This is a genomic window from Chryseobacterium manosquense (genome assembly GCF_014623485.1).
GTDB classification, from domain to species: domain Bacteria; phylum Bacteroidota; class Bacteroidia; order Flavobacteriales; family Weeksellaceae; genus Kaistella; species Kaistella haifensis.
Window position 1 is genome coordinate 2,264,614 of sequence record NZ_CP060203.1, and the last position, 25,736, is coordinate 2,290,349.

At 37.1% G+C, this 25,736-nt stretch carries 17 protein-coding genes; 9 read left to right on the forward strand and 8 right to left on the reverse strand.

From position 1 onward, the window contains the following. Positions 1–140 precede the first annotated feature (140 nt). Positions 141–1,835: a M14 family zinc carboxypeptidase gene (locus H0S70_RS10895; protein ID WP_188320817.1), complete on the forward strand. Its 1,695-nt coding sequence runs from the start codon at positions 141–143 to the stop codon at positions 1,833–1,835. A 367-nt stretch (positions 1,836–2,202) separates the two neighbouring features. Here H0S70_RS10895 and H0S70_RS10900 read toward each other — a convergent pair whose 3' ends face one another. Further along, entirely contained in the window at positions 2,203–3,084 is an 882-nt protein-coding gene (locus H0S70_RS10900; RefSeq protein WP_188320818.1) for a cupin-like domain-containing protein, read from the reverse strand. 168 nt (positions 3,085–3,252) lie between these two features. Here H0S70_RS10900 and H0S70_RS10905 point away from each other — a divergent pair, with 168 nt between their 5' ends. Then, entirely contained in the window at positions 3,253–5,979 is a 2,727-nt protein-coding gene (locus tag H0S70_RS10905; protein WP_188320819.1) for a carboxypeptidase regulatory-like domain-containing protein, read from the forward strand. Positions 5,980–6,239: 260 nt separating this feature from the next. Here the strand turns inward: H0S70_RS10905 and H0S70_RS10910 are convergent, their stop codons facing one another. Next, complete coding sequence (locus H0S70_RS10910) at positions 6,240–6,737, reverse strand: DinB family protein (RefSeq protein ID WP_188320820.1); 498 nt, start codon at positions 6,735–6,737, stop codon at positions 6,240–6,242. 127 nt (positions 6,738–6,864) lie between these two features. On the opposite strand from H0S70_RS10910, the gene H0S70_RS10915 reads away from it, so the two are divergent. From H0S70_RS10915 to feoB, 3 genes are all read left to right on the forward strand, one after another. Next, a complete protein-coding gene (locus tag H0S70_RS10915; RefSeq protein WP_188320821.1) occupies positions 6,865–7,761 on the forward strand; it encodes a GLPGLI family protein in 897 nt (298 codons plus the stop codon). A gap of 138 nt (positions 7,762–7,899) precedes the next feature. Next, the gene (locus tag H0S70_RS10920) at positions 7,900–8,151 is read left to right on the forward strand and encodes a FeoA family protein (protein WP_123249460.1); all 252 of its coding nucleotides are present in this window, start codon (positions 7,900–7,902) and stop codon (positions 8,149–8,151) included. Further along, entirely contained in the window at positions 8,151–10,187 is a 2,037-nt protein-coding gene (feoB, locus tag H0S70_RS10925; RefSeq protein WP_188320822.1) for a ferrous iron transport protein B, read from the forward strand. Before H0S70_RS10920 ends, feoB begins: the two co-directional genes overlap by 1 nt. 152 nt (positions 10,188–10,339) lie before the next feature. Here the strand turns inward: feoB and H0S70_RS10930 are convergent, their stop codons facing one another. Beyond that, positions 10,340–11,389, reverse strand: a complete 1,050-nt coding sequence (locus H0S70_RS10930; protein WP_188320823.1) for a DUF389 domain-containing protein — start codon at positions 11,387–11,389, stop codon at positions 10,340–10,342. 112 nt (positions 11,390–11,501) lie between these two features. Between H0S70_RS10930 and glmM the strand changes: the two genes are divergently transcribed. Both glmM and H0S70_RS10940 read left to right on the forward strand, forming a co-directional pair. Then, complete coding sequence (gene glmM, locus H0S70_RS10935) at positions 11,502–12,884, forward strand: phosphoglucosamine mutase (RefSeq protein WP_188320824.1); 1,383 nt, start codon at positions 11,502–11,504, stop codon at positions 12,882–12,884. 97 nt (positions 12,885–12,981) lie between these two features. Then, positions 12,982–14,352, forward strand: coding sequence for a tetratricopeptide repeat protein (locus H0S70_RS10940; protein ID WP_188320825.1), 1,371 nt, complete (start codon positions 12,982–12,984; stop codon positions 14,350–14,352). 69 nt (positions 14,353–14,421) lie between these two features. On the opposite strand, the gene H0S70_RS10945 is transcribed toward H0S70_RS10940, so the two are convergent. From H0S70_RS10945 to H0S70_RS10955, 3 genes are all read right to left on the reverse strand, one after another. Next, positions 14,422–15,180: a type III pantothenate kinase gene (locus H0S70_RS10945; RefSeq protein ID WP_123249464.1), complete on the reverse strand. Its 759-nt coding sequence runs from the start codon at positions 15,178–15,180 to the stop codon at positions 14,422–14,424. A gap of 17 nt (positions 15,181–15,197) precedes the next feature. Next, a complete protein-coding gene (locus H0S70_RS10950) occupies positions 15,198–17,042 on the reverse strand; it encodes a M1 family metallopeptidase (RefSeq protein WP_188322229.1) in 1,845 nt (614 codons plus the stop codon). A gap of 98 nt (positions 17,043–17,140) precedes the next feature. After that, entirely contained in the window at positions 17,141–18,826 is a 1,686-nt protein-coding gene (locus tag H0S70_RS10955) for a DUF6909 family protein (RefSeq protein ID WP_188320826.1), read from the reverse strand. A gap of 204 nt (positions 18,827–19,030) precedes the next feature. Between H0S70_RS10955 and H0S70_RS10960 the strand changes: the two genes are divergently transcribed. Beyond that, positions 19,031–21,232, forward strand: a complete 2,202-nt coding sequence (locus H0S70_RS10960) for a glutamine synthetase III family protein (RefSeq protein ID WP_123249466.1) — start codon at positions 19,031–19,033, stop codon at positions 21,230–21,232. Positions 21,233–21,554: 322 nt separating this feature from the next. Then, entirely contained in the window at positions 21,555–22,241 is a 687-nt protein-coding gene (locus H0S70_RS10965) for a C40 family peptidase (RefSeq protein WP_031501536.1), read from the forward strand. A gap of 201 nt (positions 22,242–22,442) precedes the next feature. Here H0S70_RS10965 and rodA read toward each other — a convergent pair whose 3' ends face one another. Continuing rightward, positions 22,443–23,672: a rod shape-determining protein RodA gene (gene rodA, locus H0S70_RS10970; protein ID WP_188320827.1), complete on the reverse strand. Its 1,230-nt coding sequence runs from the start codon at positions 23,670–23,672 to the stop codon at positions 22,443–22,445. Beyond that, positions 23,669–25,684 (reverse strand): penicillin-binding transpeptidase domain-containing protein, encoded by a 2,016-nt coding sequence (locus tag H0S70_RS10975; protein ID WP_188320828.1) that lies wholly within the window; start codon positions 25,682–25,684, stop codon positions 23,669–23,671. Before H0S70_RS10975 ends, rodA begins: the two co-directional genes overlap by 4 nt. Between the last annotated feature and the right edge of the window lie 52 nt (positions 25,685–25,736).

Sequence of the window (25,736 nt, forward strand, 5' to 3'; positions counted from 1 at the left end):
CATAATTACATTTGCACAGCTTATTTTATATTTTTTTCTTTGGAGAAAGGATAAGTTTATACAAAATTCAAATTTTTATGCTTTTCTCTTAAATCTTCTTTCATTTCTCCTTTTGACTTTTTAATTAAAACTTTCTACTAATGAAAAAAATAACGCTACTTTTTCTCGTTCAAACCGTATTTTCTTTTGCTCAAGATTTTCAAACTCCCTACGAAAAAGGCAACGGAAACCAAACCGCCACTTATGAAGAAATGGTGAAATATTATGAGAAACTCGATCAAAATTTCGAAAGTATTTCCATCGAGAATTTCGGGAAAGATGATAACGGAGAACCGATAAAAGTTGTTGTTTTCACGCCTTCTAAAAATAAAGATAACGCTACAATCCTCATTAATAATGGAATTCATCCCGGTGAACCGGATGGAATTGACGCCACAATGATGCTGATGCGCGATTTGGCCACCGGAAAAGTTTCCGCGAGAAACCTTAAAATCGCCGCGATTCAGTCTTATAATATTTCGGGAATGCTGAGAAGAGGGAAATTCAGCCGTGCCAACCAAAACGGACCGGAAGAATACGGCTTCCGCGGTAATGCAAGAAATTACGACCTAAACCGCGATTTCATTAAAAATGATACGGAAAATGCCAAAAGTTTCCAGCAGATTTTTCAATATTTCAAACCGATTTATTTTATTGATAATCATGTAAGTAACGGCGCAGATTACCAATACTTGTTCACCTATATTTCGACGAATAAAGAACGATTGGGAACCGTTTTAGGGAAGTATTTTAATGAAAAAATGCAACCGGAAATTCTCAGTCAGTTGGAGAAAAAAGGAATGCTCACCACGCCTTATGTCAATATTCACGGTGATTCTCCGGATGAAGGTTTTCCTGCGTTTATGGATTCTCCGCGTTATGCGACCGGTTACACCACGCTTTTCAACACCATGGGAACTGTTGCCGAAACGCACATGTTGAAGCTCTACAAAGACCGCGTTGCTGCGACATACGAGTATATGTTGAGTTCCATTCGTTATGTAGAGAAAAATGCTACCGAAATCCGCAAGAAAATGGATGAAAACATCGCTAATTTACAACCGGGAAATCAATATTCATTGCAATGGAAACTGAATGAAAAACAATTTCAATTGATTGATTTTAAAGGATATGAAGCCGGCATGAAAGCCAGCGAAGTTTCCGGAAAACCCAGATTATTTTACGACAGAACCAAACCTTTTACCCGAAAAGTGAAGTTTTTTGACGAATATATTTCCACGAAAAAGATCGCTATTCCGCGCTATTACGTCATTCCAAAATCGGAGTATAAAGTAATTGAACACTTGAAAAGAAACAACATCAGCATGAAGGAAATTTCCCGGGATTCGGTGATTTCCGTGGAACAATACCGAATTTCCGATTTCAAAACATTGAAAAATCCTTACGAAGGTCATTATCTTCATTACGAAACTCAGGTAAAATCTGAAATTAAAAACAGAGGTTTCAGAAAAGGAGATTTTATCGTTTCTGCCAAACAATTTGGCGTGAAATATTTGCTAGAAACTTTGGAGCCGGAAGCAACCGATTCTTTCTTCAACTGGAATTTTTTTGATGGAATTTTAGGGCAAAAAGAATACTTTTCCGATTATGTTTTCGAAGATACCGCCGCAGAATTGCTTAAGAACAGTCAGGTTTTAAGAACTGCATTTGAGTTTGAAAAAATCGCAAATCCCGAGTTTGCAAATGATGGAAAAGCTCAATTGGATTGGATTTACAAAAATTCAGAATATTTCGAAGGTTCGGTGAATCTCTATCCTATTTTTAGAATTCCTTAGTTGAAGCGTTTATTTTTAACCGCAAAAGAGACAAAAGATTTTTTTGGTTTAAAGATTTTAAAAAGTGAGCAAAATTACATTTTAGGGTTTTGCAGTCTTTTGAAATGCTGTTTTCCATTCTTTCTTTTGCGGTTAAAAAAAACATCAAACAGTGTATTTTGCGGTTATTATCTTACTATTTTGGCGAACTTTTTTTAAACCACAAAAGGGACAAAAGTTTTTTTTGGTTTAAAGATTTTAAAAAGTGAGCAAAATTACATTTTAGGGTTTTGCAGTCTTTTGAAATGCTGTTTTCCAATCATTTCTTTTGCCTCTTTTGCAGAAAAAAAAACAGCAAACTGTTAGATTTGCTATTTTTTTTATCTGACTATTTTGGTAGCCCTTTTTTTAGAGCATAATCGGCTCTTTCTATGGCTTTTCTTTCTTTCCAATCCATGTATTTTTTCTTGAATTTGGCTTTCATGAAGTTATCAAAATTCCTTTGAATCGTAAGATTCCAAAGAGAATGCGCTTTTACCGCCCATGATTTATCCCAAGCTCGAAGCGAAATAGAAAAACTACCGTCGAGGTATTTCATCCAATGCCACCAACCGGTGGGCATAAATAAAGTGTCGCCGTGTTCCAAAAAGCATTCAACCCCTTCAATTCCATTAAGAGCCGGGAATTTTTCGAAATCTGGATTGGCGATATCAAAATCTTCTAAAGCGTAAGTTGCATATGGGATCTTGTAAAGTCGGTCTTTCCATTTGTAATCGAAAAGGAGAATATGTTTTCGACCGTTGAAGTGCGTGTGGAAAATATGCGCCATATCAATATCAAAATGAAGAAAAGTTACTGAACCTTTTCCACCGAAAAACATATTGGGAAATTTATCGAGAAAACCACCCATGAGTTTCTTTGGTGAAATATAATCTTCGAGAAGTTTCGGTGCAGATTTGATAGGATCGAAAAGGAAAATCCGCAGATCGGTGGGTTCCCTTTGAATCAAGTCGATATAATCTCCGAACTTCATTTTCGCTGCAGAAGCATTGATCGGCGCAGAAGGATCTGCTTTTGAGGAATCATAAAGCGGCACTTCCACATCTCCCACTACTTCCTTCATGTATTCCATGGTCCATTTTTGGTAAGCTGGCCAGTTTTTAGCCATATTTCGTATAACAACTGGTTTTCGGGGAAGCAGATATTTTTCCCGGAATTCTTCTTTGCTAATGTCTTCTACAACATCAATCGGCGTTAAATGAAGTCCCATATTAATTAAATATTAAGTTGCAAAATTAGCAAAAAAGAAATTTCAAATCTTTATCATATGATAGTTTTTATCTAAAAAGGATAGAAGTTTGAACCATACTATTCATTGTTTATCAATCGATCATGTAACAAAAATGAAGGTGCGCGTACTAATTTAAAAAAAATATAAATGAAATCATTCTCCTCCCTATTTACTTTTTTGTTTTTTTCAATGATCACTTACGCCCAAACTACGGTTTCCGGAAAAATTACGGATTCGGATGGGCATCCAATTCCCAGTGCAAGTGTAACAGTCGAAGAACAAGGCAAAGACGCCATTATGGCGTATTCCATTACCAATTCTAAAGGGGAATTTAAAGTAACTTTCACTTCTGCTGAACAAAATGTAGAGTTGAAAGCCAAAGCATTTAACCAGAAATCATTTTTAAAAATCATTAAAAATGAGAATCAGAACCTCAATTTCACGATGGATTCCGATGCCACAGAAATCAAAGAAGTGAAACTGAAAACCAAACTCATTACTAAAAAAGGAGATACCATTTCTTATGATTTGAAAGCTTTTGAAAGCAAAGCTGATCGTACCTTGGCAGATGTTTTAAAGAAAATTCCCGGAATTGAAGTGAATGGCGATGGTTCAGTGCTTTATCAAGGTGAACCGATCAATAAATTCTATGTGAACGGGAAAGATTTAATGGAAGGCGGTTACGGAACGGTGAATAATTCGCTCCCGAAAGATGCGGTACAAAAAGTAGAAGTGATGGAAAATCACCAACCCGTGAAGATCCTTCAGGATAAAGTTCCTTCTGAAAACGCTGCATTGAACGTTGTTTTAAAGAAAACAGTAACAATGACCGGAAGGGGAGAAGTTGGTGTAGGAATGGATCCATTGCTTTGGAATGTGAAACTCACACCGATGTTTTTCGGGCAAAAAAACCAGTGGGTGGTGAATTATAAAGCCAATAATAATGGCGAAAGTGTAGAAAAAGAAGGCAATCTTTTAGGTTTCGGAAACCGGTGGGAAGGAAGACGAAGCCAGGCCTCGCAAAAAAGCTGGACCAACCTCGAAACCGCCGATGTACCGAGTGTTCCGGAGAAAAGATATCTACAAAATAATGTTCATTTTTTCTCGGCAAATTTATTAACCAACCCTTTCAAAAATAAAGAATGGGAACTGAAAGCCAACGCAAGTTATACCAACAATAGCATCGAAAGAAGCGATAACAAACTTGAAATCTTCCAAGTAGGGTCGCCGAGATTAACCAGCGGAGGAGAATTAACCTCTTTTACCGCCAATAATTTCTACACAAATGCTGCAAAAGGAGAATTGATTTTCACGAAAAATGCGAAAAAAGGTTTCTTTAAAAACACAACAACTTGGAACGGTTTCTGGAACGAAAGTGACGCAATGACCCAAAGAAACGCCATCAAGGAAGATGCGTTGGGAAATACGTATGCGGAAAATCATTCTTCAACGCAAGGTTTACATTCGCCTTCAGGAATGATTCAGAACTCATTAAGCGCTATTTTGCCTTGGAAAGAGAAGCTTTTCAACGTGATGAGTTATTTCAGTTATCAAACCGATAAACAAACATTGACCATCAATCCATCTTCTTATCTGAATATGGGAGGGAATTTCGCAGAAGCCGATCAGTTCAATATTTCCCAACAGTTTGCAAAATCAAATACATTGCTTGCGAATCACTCTGCTTCGGTGGGTTTTAGTTACAAAAAATTCACTTTCACCCCGGAAATCGGACTCAATATGAGTTTCAATAAATTGGAATCTGTTTTATTGGGCGAAAATATTAATTTTAATAGCTACGGATCTGAATATGAGAATGATATGGAATGGAATGAAATACAGCCATATACTCAAGTTGGAGTGAATTATAAAGCGAGTAATTTCAATTTAAGCCTCAACTTGCCATTGAATTTTTATGGAATTACTTATAAAGATAATTTGAGAAACCAGTATTTAGACAACAATAAAACGGTCTTTGAGCCGAGTATTTTTGCTTCTTACGATTTTGCATCGTTTTTCAAATGGTGGGTTTTTGCCAATCAATCGTATGATTTCGGAAATTTCGGATTTTTATATGGCGGAAAAATGCTCACCTCGCCTTTAGGACTTACGATGAGGTATGATGCTCAAAATCCTTTGATGCCGGAATATCTTTCCAGAAATTTAGGAACCCGATTGGAATACAGAAATCCGCTGAACAACCTCTTTTTCAACGTAAGATTTGGTTATAACACGAATGATAGAAACATTATCGAAAAATTCACCGGACAGGGATTCAGTTCGCAATTGTCGTTGGCAGCGATTGATAATAAGGTGATTTCCAGAACACAAAGTGCGGAAATCGGGAAATATTTCCCGAAATTCAAGACCAATGCTTCATTAAGTTTTTCGAATAGCAATTCCAACGGATTTACTTTTTATAATGATTTGCAAAGAACAAAAGCAAACCGCCAAAATCTAGGACTTAAATTTAACAATACTTATTTTTCTTGGTTAAGTGTAGATTACAACATCTCGCTGAACTGGACAGAAAACATCAACGAATCTTTCAATATTTCACAGAAAAATTCCGGGTGGAGCCACAATCTTGCCGCTTATGTTTATCCGATGGAAAATCACACGATTGGTTTCTTCTGGGATGATTTGAACACAAAATCCGGAAGTGAAAGTTACCGAAACTCTTTCTACGACCTTTCTTATCAATACACTTGGTCTAAAAAGAAAATCGATTTTGAAATCAAATGGTTGAATATTGGAAACAAAAAAGCTTTTGAAGATATTTCCTACAGTCCGGAATTCTTGTTGACAACCAAACGAACCATGTACATTCGTCCGAGTCAAGTGATGTTTACCGTGAAATTTAATTTTAAATAATGGTTAGAAAACCGCTAGGATGAGTAGAAATTAGTTCTATATACTTTAGATTTTTTGATAAAAGGTAAACACATTCTTTTAGTTTTAAAGGTTACCAAAAATAGCAATAGGTGTAATAGGTTGCTTGATAGGAATTAGAAAAAGAACAGAGAATGTGAAACTGAAAATTAAAAACGAAACGTCGAAATGATTTCATAAAAAAATCCCGCTTTACCAAAGTAAAGCGGGATTCATCATTTAATTAACTTATCTAAAAACAACTAAAACCCTTGTTCATCGGCACTTGGTCCGTAGCTTCCCGGAAGGGGAATGTCATTCAATCTATAATAAACGCCCAGTTGCGCTCTGTGATGAGTAATTTGGTCTAAAGCGTGGCGAATTGCGCCATATTTACTCCATTCAGCTAAAACTTGCTCTCCCATACTCATGCTCCATCTACCATCCAAATCTTCCTCTGAAACGGAGTCCAATGCAGCTTTCCCTTTGGCGTAATCTTCTTCTAATTTCTGTTGAAGCTCTTTTTTTGTCGATAATATGGTAGGTTGGTAATCACCTGCAGCAAAATCCAATGTATCGGTATTCAGCATTGTTTCCGGCCAGGCAAAAATCTCCACAATATGTGTTGCCAATGGCATCAATTTCATGCTTTTTTCGTGTGGAGCGTAATCATTTTTACCTTCCGGGAAGTTTTCGATGAATTTTGCAGTAGTTTCGTATTCTTGTTTGAGCTCGTCTTTGAGGTTTGGTAAGGTGTTCATAGCCAAAATTTTATGGAATAAAGTTACAATGTTTGCATAAATGTTTCATCATAAAAAATTATAAAATTTTCTTAAAAAAATGTAACAAAAACATTATCTTAGTAACTAATATATAAAATTAAGAAAAATGAAAAAATTATTGTCTTTAGTGCTTCTTACCGCATTTTTTGTGGGTAATGCACAGGAAACTGCAAACCGGTTTTTCTACGAACTTACCTTTAAACCAAAGAAAGAAGCAGAAACTACCGAAAAAGTGATGACTGTTTTGGACATCACCAAAGATAAATCCATCTACAGAGATTACACGATTTTGGCTCAAGATTCCATTTTGAAAGTTCAGGTCGAAGCGATGCAGAAATCGGGTGTTTTCAAAGATTTATCAAAATCCATCACCCAACCGAAATTTGCTTTCAAAGTGAGAAAATCTTATCCTTCAATGAAGTACACGTACAGCGAAACCATTTCCAGCGGATTTACGCCGATCGAAATCGGATATTCTGACGATGCAAAAATCGTTTGGAAAATTGATGCTTCTGCAAAACAAAACATCGGTGCTTACAAAACTCAAAAAGCAACAGCAGACTTCGGTGGACGCCAATGGACAGCGTGGTTTACCAATGATATTCCGCTTCAGGATGGGCCGTACAAATTCAGTGGATTGCCTGGACTTATTGTAAAAATTGAAGATTCCGGAAAAAATTATTCCTGGGAACTGAAAGGAAATAAGAAAATCGAAAATTACAACGAAGTTCCTTACATTGAAACCATATCATTTGGCGGTGCACCAAAATTGACCGAAGTTTCCAAAGAAAAATTCGAGAAAACTTACAACGATTACAAAAAAGACCCTTTTGCGACCGCAAGACCGATGTTGAAGCCGGAAATGCTTTCCCAAAAAATGCCTGGAAGCGATGTAACCATCGGAGAAATGGTAAAACAAAAGGAAAAAATGTTGAAAGAATTTTACGAATCCAACAACAATCCTATTGAAATTGAAACTGCTCCGGCGAAATCCGGCAAATAGAATTCATATACACTAAATTATATTTTTACCCGGAAACGCTTTGTTTTCGGGTTTTTTTATGAAGTATATCAGTTTAAGCAATCTGCTTATTTAGATTTAATTTAAATAACGTATATTTGCTAGCAAAATAATTGAGTCTTGAAAAGAGATAATTCTAATAAATTATGCTGTTTCCCGAAAGGTAAAAATGGAAAAATTCTTGGTTACGAAAACGAAGACCTGAAGATGCCCAACAAAATTATTGAGATGGGACTTCTCCCGGAAACCGCTTTCAGAATCCTGTATCAAGCGCCTTTTAAAGGTCCGCTTTATATTGAATTCGGCGATGAAAAAAGCAGAATTGCGCTTCGAGAAGAAGAAGCCACATTTATTATTGTAGAAGCTGTGTAATGCAAAAATCTTCCCAAAACAAACAAATACTTTTGGTCGGAAACCCCAATGTAGGAAAATCCACCGTTTTTAATCTGCTTTGTAACAAAAAGCAAAAGACCGGAAATTACGCCGGTGTCACCGTAGCCAGCCATTCCGGAAATTACCAGTACAAAGGCGAAAACGTAGAAGTTATCGATTTGCCTGGTTCGTACAGCGTATATCCGACTTCCGAAGATGAAGCTATTTTTTCTAAATTTTTAATAGAAGAACAGCAAAATTATTCCGGTGTTGTTTATATTTTGGAAGCATTGAGCATCAAACGAGGTTTGCTTCTTTTTCAGCAGATTCAGGATTTGGGAATTCCGGTTTTATTGGTGGTGAACCAGATTGATCAGGCAGAAAGACGAGGCATTAACATCAATCTCGATGAACTTTCGAAAGAATTAGGCGTGAAAGTTTTGCAAACCAATGCGAAACAAAATTTAGGAATCGATGAACTTCGTGAAGCTATTTTTAAGGATCATTTCACCAAATCTGAAACGGTTTCTTTCGAAATTCCTATGGAGCAGAAAGGTTTGGTTTTTAAGATTTTAACTGAAACCAAAGAAAAAAATCAATATAAAATCTGGACGCTTCTTTCCTCCGATACTTACCTTGGAAAACTAGAAACGGTAAAAGATCAAATGAATGATGATGAGGTTAAATGCTTGGTTCCGAAAAGATTACAGACGCAGGAAACCATCAGGCGTTATCAGAATATTGATAAAATTATTGCAAAAGTTTTATCTAAAAAACCTCAGTTTAAAGAACTTTTAACCGAGAAATTAGATAAAATTTTGGTTCACAAATTCTGGGGATATGTGATTTTTGCAGCAATTTTGCTTTTCATTTTCCAAATGGTCTTCCTTATCGCTGCGTATCCGATGGACTGGATTGATAGTGCGACGAGCTGGCTTGCCAATTTCGCAGCGGAACATTTACCAGAAGGACCAATTAATTCATTAATTTCCAACGGAATCATTCCAGGAATTGGAGGGATTGTGATTTTTGCGCCACAAATCGGAATTTTGTTGTATTTCCTTTATCTGCTCGAAGATTCGGGTTATATGGCGAGGGTTATCTTTTTAATGGATCGTTTTTTAAGACCATTCGGACTCAACGGGAAAAGTATTGTACCATTGGTTTCCGGAACGGCTTGTGCGATTCCGGCCATCATGTCGACCAGAAATATCGAAAATGTAAAAGAACGATTAATTACTATTTTGGTAACACCTTTTATGACGTGTTCTGCGCGACTTCCGGTGTACAGCATTATCATCGGATTGATTATTCCGGATAAATATTTCGGCGGAATCAGTTATAAAGCTTTGGCGTTGATGGCGATGTATATTTTGGGGTTTATCACTTCGTTGATGGCGTCTTTAATTCTGAAAAAATTTATTAAAAATAAAGGAAAATCTTTCCTTGTGATGGATTTACCAACTTATAAAATGCCGCTTTTCGGGTATGATTTTAAACTGACTCTCGGAAAAGTTTGGGAATTTATCACCGGAGCCGGAAAAATCATTTTTATCGTAAGTATTTTGATTTGGTTTTTCAGTTATTTCGGGCCGAAACAAAAACCAGATGAATTAGTAGCAACCGATGTGCATTTGGATCATTCTTATCTCGCGAAATTGGGAAAATCTATTGAACCGGCGATTGCTCCACTCGGTTATGACTGGAAAATGGGCGTTGGAATTTTGACCAGTTTCGTGGCAAGAGAGGTTTTTGTGGGAACCATGTCTACGTTGTATTCTTTGGATGATGATGCTCCGGAAGGAAAAGTAATCGATAAAATGCGCAACGATGTGAAACCGAATGGTGAGAAAGTTTTCAGTTTTGCCACGGGAATTTCCATCTTGTTTTTCTATGCGTTTGCGATGCAATGTGTTTCGACTTTAGCGGTAGTTTATCGTGAAACAAAATCGTTGAAATGGACGCTTGTACAGCTTTTCGGAATGTCTGGATTGGCTTATTTTGCTTCTTTAATCGTTTATCAGCTCTTTAAATAATGGATAATTCTTTGATTTTACAATATTTAATAATTGCAGCAATCGTTTTGTTTGCCGGGTTTTCTTTATTCAAAACCATCAGAAAAAATTTCACTTCTAAAAAGTTTAAAAAGGGCAAACCGGGTTGCGATGCTGATTGTGGTTGCTCTTAATTAATTTCTGGTTTTTTGCGCTTCCATTTGTTTTTTCAGTTCATTAATCTGTAGCTGAAGTTTGATGATCTCCGAAGTATCCGTTTTGTCCGGAGCGTAATGCCACCGAAGATGGATATCATGATTGAGTAAATTAGCTTTTTCTAGATTCTTCTCCGTAACAAAGTTTTTGCTATTGAGAACAGTGATATCGAGAATTTTTTTGCCATTTTCTATGGTTTCTTTATGGCTAACTATCGTAAGTTGTGGAAATTCTTTCTGTACTTGTTCAATATAATTCGCTGATTCATTTTTAAATTTTTCGGCATTCCATTTTCTTACTGTTAATAAAATACTTGGAATTAAAATAAGAATGGAAAGCAATGAAATTACCATTAGAATTCTTTTGTTATTCCGAAGTCCTCTTTCAAGATAAAACTTTTGATAGCCGAGAACCACACTCAAAACCCATGTTCCCACACCGATGAAAAAACAATTGATGAGGTAAAAATACATACCGCCAAAGAAATATTCCCAATTCCATGTCGCCAAACCGTAACCGGCAGTACAAAGCGGCGGAATACAAGCCGTAGAAACCGCAACTCCAGCAATAACTTTAATCGCCTCTTTTCTGATAATGCCCAAAAACCAAGCAAATCCGCCGAAAAGCGCAAGGAGACAATCGAAAATAGTTGCTTCTTTGAAACTAGAAAGCTGGGAAGTTTCCGAATGAAAAGGAGAAACCAGAAAATAAACAGTAGAAGCCAGCAAACTGGTTCCGATCATAATTGCCCAATTGTAAAGACTCAGATTCACGAGTTTTTTGTTGCCGATTGAAAGACCGAAAGAAAGCCCAACCACCGGTCCCATCAATGGAGAAATCAGCATCGCTCCAATAACTGCTGCAGGTGAATTGATGTTCAAACCGATACACGCAATGCCCATTGAAATTACCAAAAGCCATAAATTATGACCCCGAAAATAAACGCCCTCTTCAATTTCTGCAAAAGTGAATTCCTCATCTTCTTCTTTTGGTAACCTTATTATTTTACGGATGTTTGAAAAAGCCATTGTAATTGTTTAGGACAAATTTAATTTTTTTAACAATATGAAAATCGCTCCTCCAATCATTTATTCGTATTTTTGCAGCAATTTAAATCTCTAATTTAAAATCAATTAGGCAATGTCTTTAATAAAAAGTATCTCAGGAATCCGCGGGACAATCGGTGGAAAAGTCAATGAAAATCTCACTCCTCTGGATGTGGTGAAATTTACTTCCGCTTTCGGAACCTGGCTTCAAAACAATAAAAATAAAAAAGATTTAACCCTTGTCGTTGGCCGCGATGCAAGAATTTCCGGTGCAATGGTAAATTCTTTGGTTACTGCAACTTTACAAGGATTGGGAATTAATGTTGTTGATTTAGGCCTTTCTACCACGCCGACTGTGGAGGTGATGGTTCCTGAATTAAACGCTGATGGCGGAATTATCCTGACCGCGTCTCACAACCCAAAACAGTGGAACGCCCTGAAATTATTAAACGAAAAAGGCGAATTCATCAACGGAGAAAACGGTGCAGAAGTTTTGGCTTTGGCTGAAAGTGAAGATTTCAACTACGCTGAAGTGGATGATTTGGGCAAATATGAAACAAGAGACGATGCTTTTGATATTCATATTCAGAAAATTTTGGATTTACCGACTGTGGATGCAGAAGCGATTAAATCGAAGAAATTCAAAGTTGTTGTGGATGCCGTAAATTCGACAGGAGGAATCGCGATACCACGACTTCTGGAAGAACTTGGTTGTGAGGTGGTAAAACTGTATTGCGAACCAAACGGACAGTTTCCGCACAATCCTGAACCGTTGAAAGAACATTTGGGAGATATTTGCGAATTGGTAAAGAAAGAAAACGCAGATTTGGGAATCGTAGTAGATCCGGATGTTGACCGATTGGCTTTAGTGGATGAAAACGGGGAACTTTTCGGTGAAGAATACACATTGGTTGCCGTTGCTGATTATCTTTTGAAAAATAAAAAAGGCGCTGCGATTTCTAATTTAAGTTCAAGCCGGGCGTTGAGAGATGTGGCGAGAAATTTAGATTCGGAATACTTCGCGAGTGCCGTTGGAGAAGTGAATGTAGTGACTTTAATGAAAGAAAAAAACGCGGTGATCGGCGGCGAAGGAAATGGAGGAATCATTTATCCTGACCTTCATTACGGACGGGATTCTTTGGTGGGTGTGGCTTTATTTTTAACACATTTGGCAAAAGAAAAAAAATCGGTTTCCGAGTTGAGAGCGACTTACCCAAGTTATTTCATGGGTAAAAAGAAAATCGAACTAACTCCGGATATTGATGTGGATGCACTTTTAACTAAAATGGAAAATGAGTATCTAAACGAAGAGATTTCCACCGTTGATGGCGTAAAAATAGATTTCGAAAAGAATTGGGTTCATTTAAGAAAATCCAATACAGAACCGATTATCCGGATTTATACCGAAGCGTTTTCTCAGGAAGAAGCAGATCAACTGGGAGATCAAATGATAGAAAAAATAAAAAGTTTGGTTTAAAATCAAATTTTTATTACTTTTAAATATAATTAAATAAAAAGTTTCTCCGAAGTTTAGAAGAAATTTTTGAACATCGGAAAGACAACGAGAGACTACATTGGAAGATTTTTTTGATAACGAACTGGTACGAAAGTTCGAAGAAATGGTAGAAAATAATGATGAATTGTACTTTGAAACTGAAGAATACGAAGACATCATCATTCATTACCTAGAAATGGGCGATATTTCTTACGCAGAAGTGGCCACCAATTATGCGCTGAAACTTCACCCGAATTCTCTGGAAATCAAGATCAAACAGTTTGAAGTTTGCCTGGAGCTCGAGAATTATACCCAAGCCAAAGAATTGATGCAAGAATTGAATGAATCTTCAATGGAAAGTATCGATTTTATGGTTTGTTGTGCGAAATATTACTCCAACCTTGGAAATCCGCGCAGAGCGATAGAATATTGTTTAAAAGGTTTGGAATTAGAGGAAGAGCAGAATTTCCTCCACAATTTTATCGCTGATGAATTTGTGAATCTTGAAGATCCTTTTAATGCTTTGAAGCATTATAAATTGGCTTTAAGTTTCGATCAACAAGACGATTATGCGTTGGAAAACGTGATGTTCTGCTACAACCAACTGAAAAGGGGCGACGAAGCGATTGAATTCCTCAATGGTTACCTCGATCAGTTTGCTTTCTCGGAAACAGCTTGGTACGAATACGGGCAGTTTTATTTCAACAAAAAAAACTACGAAGAAGCCATCAAGGGATTTGATTATCTTTTGGCAGTTAATTCACAATCGGTAGGTGTTTATGCCAACAAAGCGGCTTGTTTCGAAGCTATGGGCGAGTGGTTGAAGGCGGTTGCTGTTTATCAGGAAATGCTGGAATTGGAGTATACAAAATCCTACACTTACTATAAAATCGGTTTGTGCTACAAGGAAAATAAACAACCTGTTTTAGCCCTGAATGCTTTCCAAAAATCGTTGAGAGACGATCCACAGTTTTATCTTTCGATGATGGAACAGTCTTATATTTATGAGGAGATGGGAGGAATGAAGGAAGCGCTGCATTTTGCCAAAGAAGCGGTTTCTTTAAATGATAATAATTTGGATTATCAAAAGCGTCTTGCATTTCTTTTTATCGATTCCGGGAAGTTTGAAGAGAGTTTAGAATGCCTGAAAAAACTTGTTGATTACGAACCAACAAGATTTTATAACTGGTACGCTTATTCGGAAGTCCTAATGTTGATCGGCGATTATGAAGATGCAATAAAAGTTTTGAAAAGCGCAACTCAAATGCATAATAGAGCAGAACTGTACTATCAATTGAGCAATTGCTATTTCCATCTTAATAATCAAAAAGAGGGAAGATTGGCATTGTCAAAGGCTTTAGAACTTGATCCTCAGCTTCTGGAAGATATGAAACAAAAATATCCTTTCATAGAAGATGAAGCCGATAAAGTGAAAACCAAGAAGAAATAATTTCACCCCAATAACAAAAGTAACGCACCCGAAAAAGGTGCGTTTTTTTATATTTTGAAATCTTATATTTTACAAATCTTTGCCCAAGAAGTATAATCCTTTCAGGGTGTGAAGTCGGTCTGCAATATGGATTTTTTCTGTTAATGGTTTATAGACATGAGAAACTCCACCGGTTGCAATTACAAAACAATCTTCATTAACTTCATCATTGATCCGGGTTATAAATCCTTCTACCATTCCGAGAAATCCGTAAACCATCCCGCTTTGCATACAGGAAACGGTATCCAAACCTAAAACTTTATCAGGTTTTATCAGTTCAATTTCTGGTAATTGAGCGGTATGTTGAATCAGTGAATTCAAAGAGGTGATAATTCCGGGAGCGATAATCACACCGATGGTTTCGCCGTTTTCATCGATACAACTTGCGGTTAACGCAGTTCCAAAATCAAAAATAATTTTTTTTCTTTTAGGATAAAGATGATGTGCTGCAACCAGATTTGCATAGATATCCGTTCCCATTTGTTTCGATTTCGGTTGCACTCCGGAAGGAGTACTTCGGTCAACAATAATGGGTTTTTTGCCATGAATTTTCTCAATAGCTCTCGTAATATCGTAAGTTAATTGCGGAACTACCGAACCAATAATCACTTTGTCGATTTTCTCGGCATCGATTTTATGGGTTTGATACATCATCATAAACTGCATCTGCAGCTCATCGCTTGTTCGGTATGGTTTGGTGTTGAGAATCCACGAAATATCGCAGTTGTCATCATCAAAAAGCCCGAATCTGATGTTGGTATTGCCGATGTTGATTACAATTGAATTCATTTAATTAACGATTGAAATTACTTTACTTCTATTAGGTTGTCGTCCATATTTACATCCGCCAATCTTCCGGAAAAATCAATTCCCAGAGCGGAAATTTGTGATTTGTTGAAAGGAATCGTGAAAGTGTATTCTTTCTGTGTCCAAGGCCAATAATTTAAAGTTTCAAAATTCCCATAAATATCTTTCTTTTTCCAAGTATGCGTCATGTTGAGTGGAATTTGATAATTCACCACTTTTTTATCTTTCGTTAAAACAGAAAAATCAATTGGCATCGGAACCGAACCTTTGTTTTCCAAGGTAATTGTGGTCGAATTTGATTCGTATTTCACATTTTTTACGCTATAATCGATCGTTTTGGTGGTATTAATCCAATAATGATGGAACCATTTCAAATCCATTTCGGAAATTTTCTGCGCAATATGCATGAAATCCCTATCGGTAGGATGTTTCAATTTCCATTGATTATAGAATTCTTTCATTACCAACGATAAATTTTGCTCTCCCATGATGTAACCCAATTGCACCAAGAAAAGTTCGCCTTTCACATAAGATGCAAAGGAATATGCAGTGCCATTGTCATGGTGATCTCCCAACCAAACTGCCGGTTCTTCAATCCCTCTTTTCACGAAGTTTCTGTAAGAATTTAAACTTCCTACAAATGGGTTTGCGACTGGTTTTGCCGGCGGGAAAAGTTGGTGCATTACATAGCTATCGTAATAACTGGTAAAACCTTCGTCCATCCAAGGTCGCACGCTTTCGTTATAAGCCAAAATTTGCTGATTCCAAGAGTGACCACCTTCGTGAACCATCAATCCAACCAAGCCTTCCAGTGAAGTTGCATTGCCCAACATCATCGTGCACATTCCGTATTCCATTCCGCCGTCTCCGCCTTGTATGAAAGCGTAAGTCGGGTAAGTATATCTTCCGAAAGCTGCATTCATCAGTTGGAAAAATTTGGTGATATAAGGTTTAGATTCTTCCCATAGTTTTGTTTTTTCAGATTTTTGGTAAACATAAAAAACTTTCGGTCCATCGAGAACAGTAAAGTTTTCCACAGTGTAATCTCTGTCTGCAGCCCAAGCGAAATCGAGGATGTTTTTAGCAGTCCATTTCCATGTTGCTTTGTTTTTATCATCTGTTTTAACGGTTGAATTCGCATCATAACCTTTAACTTCCATTGGGTTTTCCAGGTTTCCTCCGGCTCCGATTACGTATTCTTTATCAATTTTAATATTCACTTCGTAATCCGAAAATGGAGCATGAAATTCCCGACCAACATAATCAAAAGTTGCCCAACCATCATAGTCGTATTCTGCAATTTTCGGGTACCACTGCGTCATTGTCATATCGATTCCTTCTCGATTGTTTCTTCCGGAACGGCGGATTTGCTGAGGGATATTGGCGTCCCATTCCATGGTGAAAGTGGTAGAAGAATTGGGTTTTAAAGGCGTGTTCAGTTCCACCTTCATGATGGTTTCCTGAACTTCAAATTTCAAGTCTTTTCCGTTTTGTTTAATGAAATGAATATTTTGTGCGCCTTCTTCCTCTTTCGGTATAGAAGCCAATCTTGAAATTCCGTTGATCTGCAATCTGGAATCTCCGTTTTTTCCTTGATTTTGAACTCTTTGATCCATCATAGAGCCAGCTTTGAACGCATTCCAATACAAATGAAAGTACACAACTTTCAATTCGTCAGGCGAATTATTGGTGTAAGTTAAAGTTTGTTTTCCTTGGTAAGTGAAATTTTGCGCATTGACATCAATATCCATTTTATATTTTGCATATTGGTGATAATAAGGGTTTTGCTGAGCTGAAAAAAGTGCAAAGAAAAAAGTAAAAACGAAAAAGTACCGCATTTTCATATTGAAATAATTTTTTGAATGGGAAAGATAAGAAATTTTAATAAAAAACCCTTTCATCGCGAGGTTGGATGAAAGGGTTGTATGATTTTAGCAAGGTCTTATTTCTTGGTTTCGGTTTTGCCGCTTGATAAAATTTTCTCTAAAATTCTTAAAGTAATTAAATAAGTTGGTTTCACTCCTGTTAATCCCAAGCCTCCGGAAGATAGGGTAGAACCTGTTTCCAAAGGATTATCGGAAGCGTAATAAGCATACATTACAAATAAATCTTCCGAAATGTGGTGGCGGATTTTGGAAGCAACTTGTATTGCTTTTTGGTAATGCGCTCCTTCCATTTCCAAACCAATGGCTTTCCAGGAAGTATCCATGAAATAGCGTAGAATGTCTTTGTTCTGAAGTGAAGTTCCGAGTACCGTTATCATTCCTCCTTCGAATGCTTGGAGTTCATCATCTTCGAAATCTGAAAGTTTCAACGCATTTTCAAACGGGTAATTATCAGCAGTTCCTTCGAAAACGTGAGAGGTTGGGATCATGATATCTCCCTTTCCTCCTTTTAAAATTCCGGCCTTACCCATGATCGAGATGGATTTTACCTTCATGGTGTAGATTTCGCCATTGTAGTCGTACGGGCGAAGAAGCTCGTCCATCACTTCGAAAGCTTGTTCCCCGAAAGCATAATCGAAAACCATTATCACATCGTCTCCGCCGAATTTGATTCCTGCGAAAGGCGTGTTTTTAAGGTCGGTTTTGGATAAATCGATGATCTGTACATCGATGTTGCTTCCACTTTGGTCATCAATGTAAATTAAACCCGCTTTCTGTGAATGCTCAAGAACTTTTTCCTGAAGCGATTTTTTGTTGGAAATTTCTTCATAAAGTTTAAAATCGACATCTTTCGTCAACTTTTTCCCTAATGCATCGTTGGCGTAAAGCATGTTTTTCACCGAATGCATATTCGCAGAAATGATGTGAAGTGGACGCATTTGCAGATTGTTGTCTGCAAGAACTTCTTTCACTTTATTCGCCCATTTTTCCCCGAAAAAGTGATGCCCAACTCTCTCGCGAAGAATTGCGGAGAAATGCACTTCGCGTTCTCTTATTTTCTTATTATCATTAAAGCTTTCGTCACCTAAATGATAAATGATTTTAAAAAGACGATCCGGATTGTTATCGTCCCCGAAATTATTATAAGCATTCAAGGTTTCGTCAAACGTTCTTCCCAAAAGTGAAGAGAGATGAATTAATGCAACTTCTTTTTCTTTTCTGCTGAATTTTTTCTCGCCTGTGGCTACTTCTTCGATGATTTTCCAGGCGCGCGTAGGTTTGTCGTTTTCATCGGAAATGAAAGCGAGGTTCTTAATTTTATCTGCTTCTATATATAAGAAGGTAAGGTGGGTAAGAATATCGTAGATTTCAGATCGTCCTAAAAGTACTTCGATATTCATTTGATGCTTATCGATACGGTAGCAGTTTCTGCGTCTTTTCTTAGGAACAATAACCTCGAAGCTGCCTTTTTCGAATCCTTCGTCGGACGTAAGGTGAATGAATGAACATTCTTCGATTCCCTCCGGAAGACGATCGAGTACATACAATAGCCCGTCCAGTTCAATTTTATTGGGAACGCCCATTGTTCCGTAAATTTCAGGGTTGATGGTCATTAATAGAGACCGAAGACTTTCGCCGGAGATTCCGGAAGGTTTGAAAAAACCGCGATAGAATAAGTGTCGCATCGAAACGTATAGTCGCTCAATTGCTTCTGTAGTTTCTCTTGCTCGTGAATTTACCATAGGTGTATCTTTTGGCAAATATAATACATATCTCTCAAATTTCTATATTCTCTAATTATTGATGCTATTAATTAAAAATGAATTTTTGTTCATGTAATTCCTGTGTAAATTGATATAATTATACTCGACCCCAAAAATTTAAAGGGTTTGCGTGTTTGTTTTTTATTTTTTTGTAATTTAGCCCCATCAAAAATACACTAAAATATGTCATCATTAAGATTTAAAGCTTTAGAAATGTTGTCTTTCAAAGACTATAGAAAAGACAATGCGGTTACAGTACCGGCAAAACTTTCGGAATTGTTCTGCCAAAATGTTTTCTCGGAAGAAACAATGAGAGAATACTTAACCAAAGAAGCGTTTACATCCATCCAAAATGCGATAAAAAGAGGAACCAAAATCCAAAGAGATGTTGCAGATCAAATTGCTGTAGCAATGAAAGATTGGGCGTTGAGCAAAGGTGTAACTCACTATACGCACTGGTTTCAACCGTTGACAGGTTCTACTGCGGAGAAACACGATTCATTCTTCACACCTTTCGAAAGCGATCGCGCAATTGAAAGATTTTCCGGCGGAATGCTTATTCAGCAAGAGCCAGATGCGTCTTCATTTCCGAATGGTGGAATTCGAAATACCTTCGAAGCGAGAGGTTATACCGCGTGGGATCCTACATCGCCGGCTTTTATCGTTGGAACTACTTTGTGTATTCCCTCTATTTTTATTTCTTATACAGGGGAAACTCTAGATTATAAAGCACCTCTTTTAAGAGCTTTGCATGCGGTAGACGAAGCTGCAACCGATGTATGCAAATCTTATTTTGATAAAAATGTTACCAAAGTAATTCCTACTTTAGGTTGGGAACAAGAATACTTTTTGGTAGATTCTGCATTGTATCAATCTCGTCCGGATTTGGTGATCACCGGGAAAACTCTTCTTGGACATTCTCCTGCGAAAGGGCAGCAACTTGATGATCATTACTTTGGATCAATTCCAACAAGAGTAATGAACTTTATGAAAGAATTGGAAATTGAATGTATGAAATTGGGAATTCCGGTGACCACTCGACATAATGAGGTGGCACCCAACCAATTCGAGTTGGCTCCGATGTTTGAAGAAGCCAACGTTGCCGTAGATCATAATTCATTATTAATGGATATTATGGCGAGAGTTGCGCACAAACACCACTTCCATATTTTGTTCCACGAAAAACCTTTTGCAGGCGTGAACGGAAGCGGAAAACACAACAACTGGAGTTTAGCAACCGATACCGGCGAAAATTTGCTAAGCCCTGGTAAAAACCCTAAAAAGAACCTTCAGTTTCTTACCTTTTTTGTAAATACTTTGAAAGCTGTTCACGATTATGCTGATCTTTTGAGAGTAAGTATTGCTTCGGCAAGCAACGATCACCGTTTGGGAGCCAATGAAGCGCCACCGGCAATTATCTCTGCATTTATTGGAACCCAGCTTTTCAATGTATTGGAAGAATTGGAAAAAGTAACCGATGGAAAATTATCTCCTGAAGAGAAAACTGAGCTTAAATTAAACGTTGTAGGTAAAATTCCTGAAATTTTATTGGATAATACCGATCGAAACAGAACTTCACCTTTCGCTTTCACCGGAAACAAATTCGAGATCAGAGCAGTTGGATCATCCGCCAATTGCGCGGAAGTAATGACGGTGATGAACGCCATTGTTGCTAAACAATTGCAAAATTTCAAAAAAGAAGTTGATGCACTTATTGAAGCCAAAGGACTGAAAAAAGATGAAGCGATCTTTAATATTTTAAGAGAATACATCAAAGAATCTAAAAACATCATGTTTGAAGGAGATGGGTATTCCGACGATTGGGCAAAAGAAGCCAAGAAAAGAGGTTTAAACAACTTGAAGACCACTCCGGAAGCTTTGAAAAAGGAACTAGACAAAAAATTTGTTGCACTTTACGAAGAACTCGGAATTTATACTCACCGCGAACTTGAAGCGAGAAATGAAATTAAATTAGAAAAATATTCTACCGTGATCTCTATCGAAGCTACTGTTTTAGCTGATATTGCAAGAAACCACATTATTCCTTGTGCATTAAATTACCAAAACAGGTTGATCGAAAATGTGAAAGGTTTAAAAGAAATTTTCGGAGACAAAGAATTTAAAACGCTTGCGAAAGAGCAAATGAACATGATCTCTGAAATTTCAGGTTATGTTTCCGTGATGAAAGTGGAAGCTGATAAATTGTTAGAAGCCATCGCAACAGCGAAAAAAGCCCCAAATTCACAGAAAGTTGCAGAAGCATTTTGCAATGATGTGAAACCGCGATTCGATAAAATCCGTGAAGCTTCCGATGCTTTGGAAATGGTCGTTGATGACGAACTTTGGCCAATGACCAAATACCGCGAACTATTATTTACACGATAATATTTGTTCAAAAATCATTATTAAGAGCCCTGAAATATTTTTCAGGGTTTTTGTTTTAGGTTTCTCAATTATAGAGTGCAGTAATAATTTGAATAGATGACGTATATAAATGTTAACAAATCTTAATAAAAAACAAAACCACAATCTCTTAAATAAAGGGATTGTGGCGATTTTTGCTTTAACATAAGCAAAAGAATTGTTAAAAAATGTTAAAGTAAGTTTTGAGAAAGGGTGATTTCACCCTCCTTCGAACTTGAATACTTAATTTTGCTTTGCTTTTAAAACGAAATATTTCATCTTTAACACAGATAATCAAATATATATGAAGAAAAGAGTTCTGATTTATCTTGTTGCTATTACTGCTACATTTTCAATGCAGTCTTGTGTTAGCAACTACGTTGTTTCATCACCAGCAACACACCTCAATACATACAAATCAGATGCCAAACTTGCATCAATCGATAATAAAAAATTAGAAACTGCTAAAGCACAATTACTTAGTAATTTTAAAGATGAGAATCTTGTCGCTACAAAGGCGTTAGAAGCTACTTTAAGAAACGAAGAAATTGCTAAAACTGTAAAATTCACCAAAAAAATTGATGATCTTTTAGCCGAAGCTCAAACCTATTTGGGAACTCCGTACCGTTACGGTGGAATGACCAGAAATGGAATTGATTGCTCCGCATTCGTTCTTTCGGTTTTCGGATCAGTAACTGGAATGAATTTGCCAAGAGTAGCAGCATCTCAAGCTCAAGAAGGTGAAAAAATCGAGAAAGATCAACTTCAAAAAGGAGATTTGGTTTTCTTTTCTCACCAAGGCAGAGGGAGAATCTCACATGTCGGAATTGTAGAAGAAGTTTCACCAGAAGGTGATGTGAAATTTATCCACGCTGCTACTTCCAGAGGTGTGATGATTTCATCACTGAATGATTCTTATTGGGGACCCAGATACAGATTTGCGAAGAGAGTAATCTCTATAGATTCTTTCAACAACTTAGCAAACAACTAAGAATAAATACAAAAAGTAAATAATTGATTCAATAAAAAGCTGCTCGATAAGGCAGCTTTTTTTGTTTTCAGGTAACTGAAACTTTTTAATTAGATTTAATTAATGAAATTTACTTGTTATTGATGTTTAAAAATGTTAACTAAACTTTAGAAATATCTTCTTTAATAATGAATGGTAACTTTAAAATAATTATTGGTTTAATTACACCAAACTATTGCGATCGGCGTAGTTTAATTTGAAGAAAATAAAAGTCATAATGGAGAATGCTAACAGAGAACTTCCTCCGTAACTAAAGTAAGGTAAAGGAATCCCAACCGTTGGAAATAGCCCCATTACCATGCCCAGATTAATCGCAAAGTGCATCAAAAGAATTGACGCAAAGGAATAGCCGAAAACGCGGTTAAATGCCGATTTCTGTTGCTCGGAAAGGTAATAGATGCGGCCAATGAAAATTGCGTAACATATTACAAGCAATGAAGCACCGAAAAATCCCCATTCTTCGCCAACGGTACAGAAAATATAGTCGGTTTCTTGTTCCGGAACAAATTTTCCTTGGGTTACTGAGCCTTCTTTGTATCCTTTTCCGAAGAAACCGCCGGAACCAATGGCTGTTTTAGAATATAAAAGATTGTAGCCAGAAGTGTCGCGAAATGCCTTTTCACCTTTGTATAAAACTTCAATTCGTTCACGTTGGTGTTTTGGCATTTTTTCTAAAATTTTTGGTGTTGCAAAAGCTATTCCGGAGAGTAGCAGAAATGATCCAATAAAACCGGAAATAGAAACAACGTTCCAATGAATTCTGTGGTAATTAAAAAAGATAATAATTAGGAAAATTAAACTAATCCCGATAATTACATAAAGAGGATCGACCGCCAATGCTACTAAGAAAACCGCTGCTAAAATAGCTCCCACACCGAAAACCCAGCCGCTAAGCCCTTCCCGGAAAAGCGCAATGAAAAAAGCCGTAAAGACCAATAGTGAACCCACATCAGGAATCGCAAGCACAACAATCGCGGGAATACCGATTATAGCAAGAGTTGTAAGCAGTGATTTCTGGTTTTTCAAATTATAATCGGGGCCGGAAACATAATTTGCTAGCATTAATGCAACCCCTATTTTAGCAAATTCTACTGGTTGCATGGTAACTCCGCCGAATTTGTACCAGTTTTTTTGTCCTAAAATTTCTGTTCCAAAAGGGAATAAGCCAATCAAAAGCAAAACGCCGATTACATAGATTATGCTTGCAAAATTCTCGAAAAATTTGGTTCTCATCATGAAAATAATCAAGCCCACGACGATAGAAATGCAGAGGAAAATAAGTTGTTTTTTACCTAAACCCTCATCCACACTATAGATATTCGCTACTGCAAAAAAAGAAATAGCGAGATAAAGAAAGATACTGGTTTTGTCTATGCCTTCTGTCCACTTCATTTTTTAGGATTTTGTGTTTTAAGTTTCAGCCGTAGCGAGTCTCTCTTAAAGACAAGTTTAGAACGGAGATTTTCGTTTTTTATAAATTTTAAACTGTCTTCAATGCTTTGGATTTTTAAAGAATCTTTGTTAGGTTCTTTGTAAAGTCCTTTTCGTTTCAGTTCGGCATTCCATTGTCGTCGGTATTCCGGCATGAAACTCGCGTTAGTAAGCTTTTTATAAAGATGTTCTCTTTTTAAATCACCCGTTAAATATTTTTCGGCAATCACAGCAGCTGCGGGTCCAGCCCAAGTTGCACCGAATCCAGCGTGTTCCATTACGGCAGCGATGACGATTTTAGGATTATCTGCAGGTGCAGCCAATACAAAAATTGAGTTGTCTTTTCCTTGTGGAACTTGTGCAGTACCGGTTTTTGCCAGCATTGTAAAGTCGTTGGATTTAAGTCCTCTTGCTGTTCCATTCAGTACTACTGCTTCCATTCCTTTAATGATGGGATCGAAATGTTTAGGATTTACGAGGGTTTTATGTTTTACTGTAAATCTTGGATCAGGATTTGGTTTTCCATCAATCGATTTCACGATGTGAGGCGTGTAATACCAACCTCTGTTTACGATTGCGGCAGTTGCATTCGCCATTTGAAGTGGGGTAAGCAAAACATCACCTTGCCCCATTCCGTTGAAAATAGATCCATTCATCGTGTAGGCAGAGCTCCAATCTTTTTTGCCACTTCTTTTTTCATAAAAAGCTCCAGAAGGAATTCTACCTTTCGAACCTACGGCCAAATCGTTGTTCAAAAATTCTCCCACTCCGAAACTGCTCATGATTTTTTTCCATTCGTCCACACCTTTTGATGGATTTCCGGGATATTTATTCATGATTGCAATGAAAGCATAGGAAAAATAGCAGTTACTCGACACCTGAATTGCGGGAATCAGCGGATCTGCGCCACCATGTCCTTTTACTCTTAATCCTTTATAATTAAATCCACCACCACATGGGAAAATGGTATTCTCATCCATTACACCCATTTGCATAGCGGCAGCTGCTGTAAGGAGTTTAAAGGTAGAACCCGGCGGATAAGCTGCTTGTAGTGAACGATCAAAAGTTGGACGATTATTATAAATCGTGTCCATTTGCAAACGATACAGGTTTTTGGTCTTTTCCGGACCTACGAATAAATTTGGATCTATATCCGGGCCCGTTGCTAGAACCAGAATTTCACCATTTTTAGGATCAATTGCTACGATTGCACCTTGTTTATTGACCAACATTTCTTCGGCCATTTTTTGCAAATCGTAATCAATGGTGAGGGTAATGTCTTTTCCTGTGATTACATCTTTATCTAAAGTTCCATTTTTGTAAGGACCTACATTTCTAAGGCGAATATCTTTTTGGATGTATTGTATGCCTTTTTCGCCGCGAAGTTCCTTTTCATAAGATTTTTCAACACCGGTTTTCCCAATGAAATCTCCCGGAAGATAATACAGCGAATCTTTTTTGATCTCCCGATCGTTTACCTCATTGGTGTAGCCCAACAAATTACCGGAAGTTGAAACTTCGTACTGTCGTTGTGGTCTGGAAACGATGTTGAACGCCGGATATTTGAAGATAATTTCTTGTATTCTTGCGATTTCTTCTCTGCTCAAATTCTTCATGAAAGTCATGGGAGTGAGCTTAGAATAGTATTTTTCTTTTTTGATGAGGTTAATTCTTTTAATGAAATCTTGTTTGCTGATTTTCATTAAATTACAAAATCCCAAAGTGTCGAAATCACTTTTTATCAAAGCTTCGGTGAAAGAAATTTCGTAGGAAGGCTGGTTTCCGACCATGATTTTTCCATTTCTATCGAAGATTACACCCCGTTGTGGAATAATATATTCTGTTTTAATGGAAGTATTTGCCGCGTTCAGCGCATATCGATCGGTGAAAAGTTGCAAATAAGCTAATCTTGCGATAAAAATTAAAGCAAGTATGAATAGTATAGAGGTAATTTTAAGGTACTGTGATTTCATGCGTTTTGATTAACATTTTCTTCCAAAGCTCGCGTGGAATTCGAAATTAGGA

Excerpts from the sequence above, each read along its gene's own strand:
- H0S70_RS10905 (WP_188320819.1), top strand. The coding sequence starts at position 3,253 with ATGAAATCATTCTCCTCCCTATTTACTTTTTTGTTTTTTTCAATGATC.
- H0S70_RS10950 (WP_188322229.1), bottom strand. The coding sequence starts at position 17,042 with ATGAAAATGCGGTACTTTTTCGTTTTTACTTTTTTCTTTGCACTTTTT.
- H0S70_RS10965 (WP_031501536.1), top strand. The coding sequence starts at position 21,555 with ATGAAGAAAAGAGTTCTGATTTATCTTGTTGCTATTACTGCTACATTT.
- glmM (WP_188320824.1), top strand. The coding sequence starts at position 11,502 with ATGTCTTTAATAAAAAGTATCTCAGGAATCCGCGGGACAATCGGTGGA.
- H0S70_RS10895 (WP_188320817.1), top strand. The coding sequence starts at position 141 with ATGAAAAAAATAACGCTACTTTTTCTCGTTCAAACCGTATTTTCTTTT.
- rodA (WP_188320827.1), bottom strand. The coding sequence starts at position 23,672 with ATGAAGTGGACAGAAGGCATAGACAAAACCAGTATCTTTCTTTATCTC.
- H0S70_RS10915 (WP_188320821.1), top strand. The coding sequence starts at position 6,865 with ATGAAAAAATTATTGTCTTTAGTGCTTCTTACCGCATTTTTTGTGGGT.
- H0S70_RS10975 (WP_188320828.1), bottom strand. The coding sequence starts at position 25,684 with ATGAAATCACAGTACCTTAAAATTACCTCTATACTATTCATACTTGCT.
- feoB (WP_188320822.1), top strand. The coding sequence starts at position 8,151 with ATGCAAAAATCTTCCCAAAACAAACAAATACTTTTGGTCGGAAACCCC.
- H0S70_RS10910 (WP_188320820.1), bottom strand. The coding sequence starts at position 6,737 with ATGAACACCTTACCAAACCTCAAAGACGAGCTCAAACAAGAATACGAA.
- H0S70_RS10960 (WP_123249466.1), top strand. The coding sequence starts at position 19,031 with ATGTCATCATTAAGATTTAAAGCTTTAGAAATGTTGTCTTTCAAAGAC.
- H0S70_RS10900 (WP_188320818.1), bottom strand. The coding sequence starts at position 3,084 with ATGGGACTTCATTTAACGCCGATTGATGTTGTAGAAGACATTAGCAAA.
- H0S70_RS10945 (WP_123249464.1), bottom strand. The coding sequence starts at position 15,180 with ATGAATTCAATTGTAATCAACATCGGCAATACCAACATCAGATTCGGG.
- H0S70_RS10930 (WP_188320823.1), bottom strand. The coding sequence starts at position 11,389 with ATGGCTTTTTCAAACATCCGTAAAATAATAAGGTTACCAAAAGAAGAA.
- H0S70_RS10955 (WP_188320826.1), bottom strand. The coding sequence starts at position 18,826 with ATGGTAAATTCACGAGCAAGAGAAACTACAGAAGCAATTGAGCGACTA.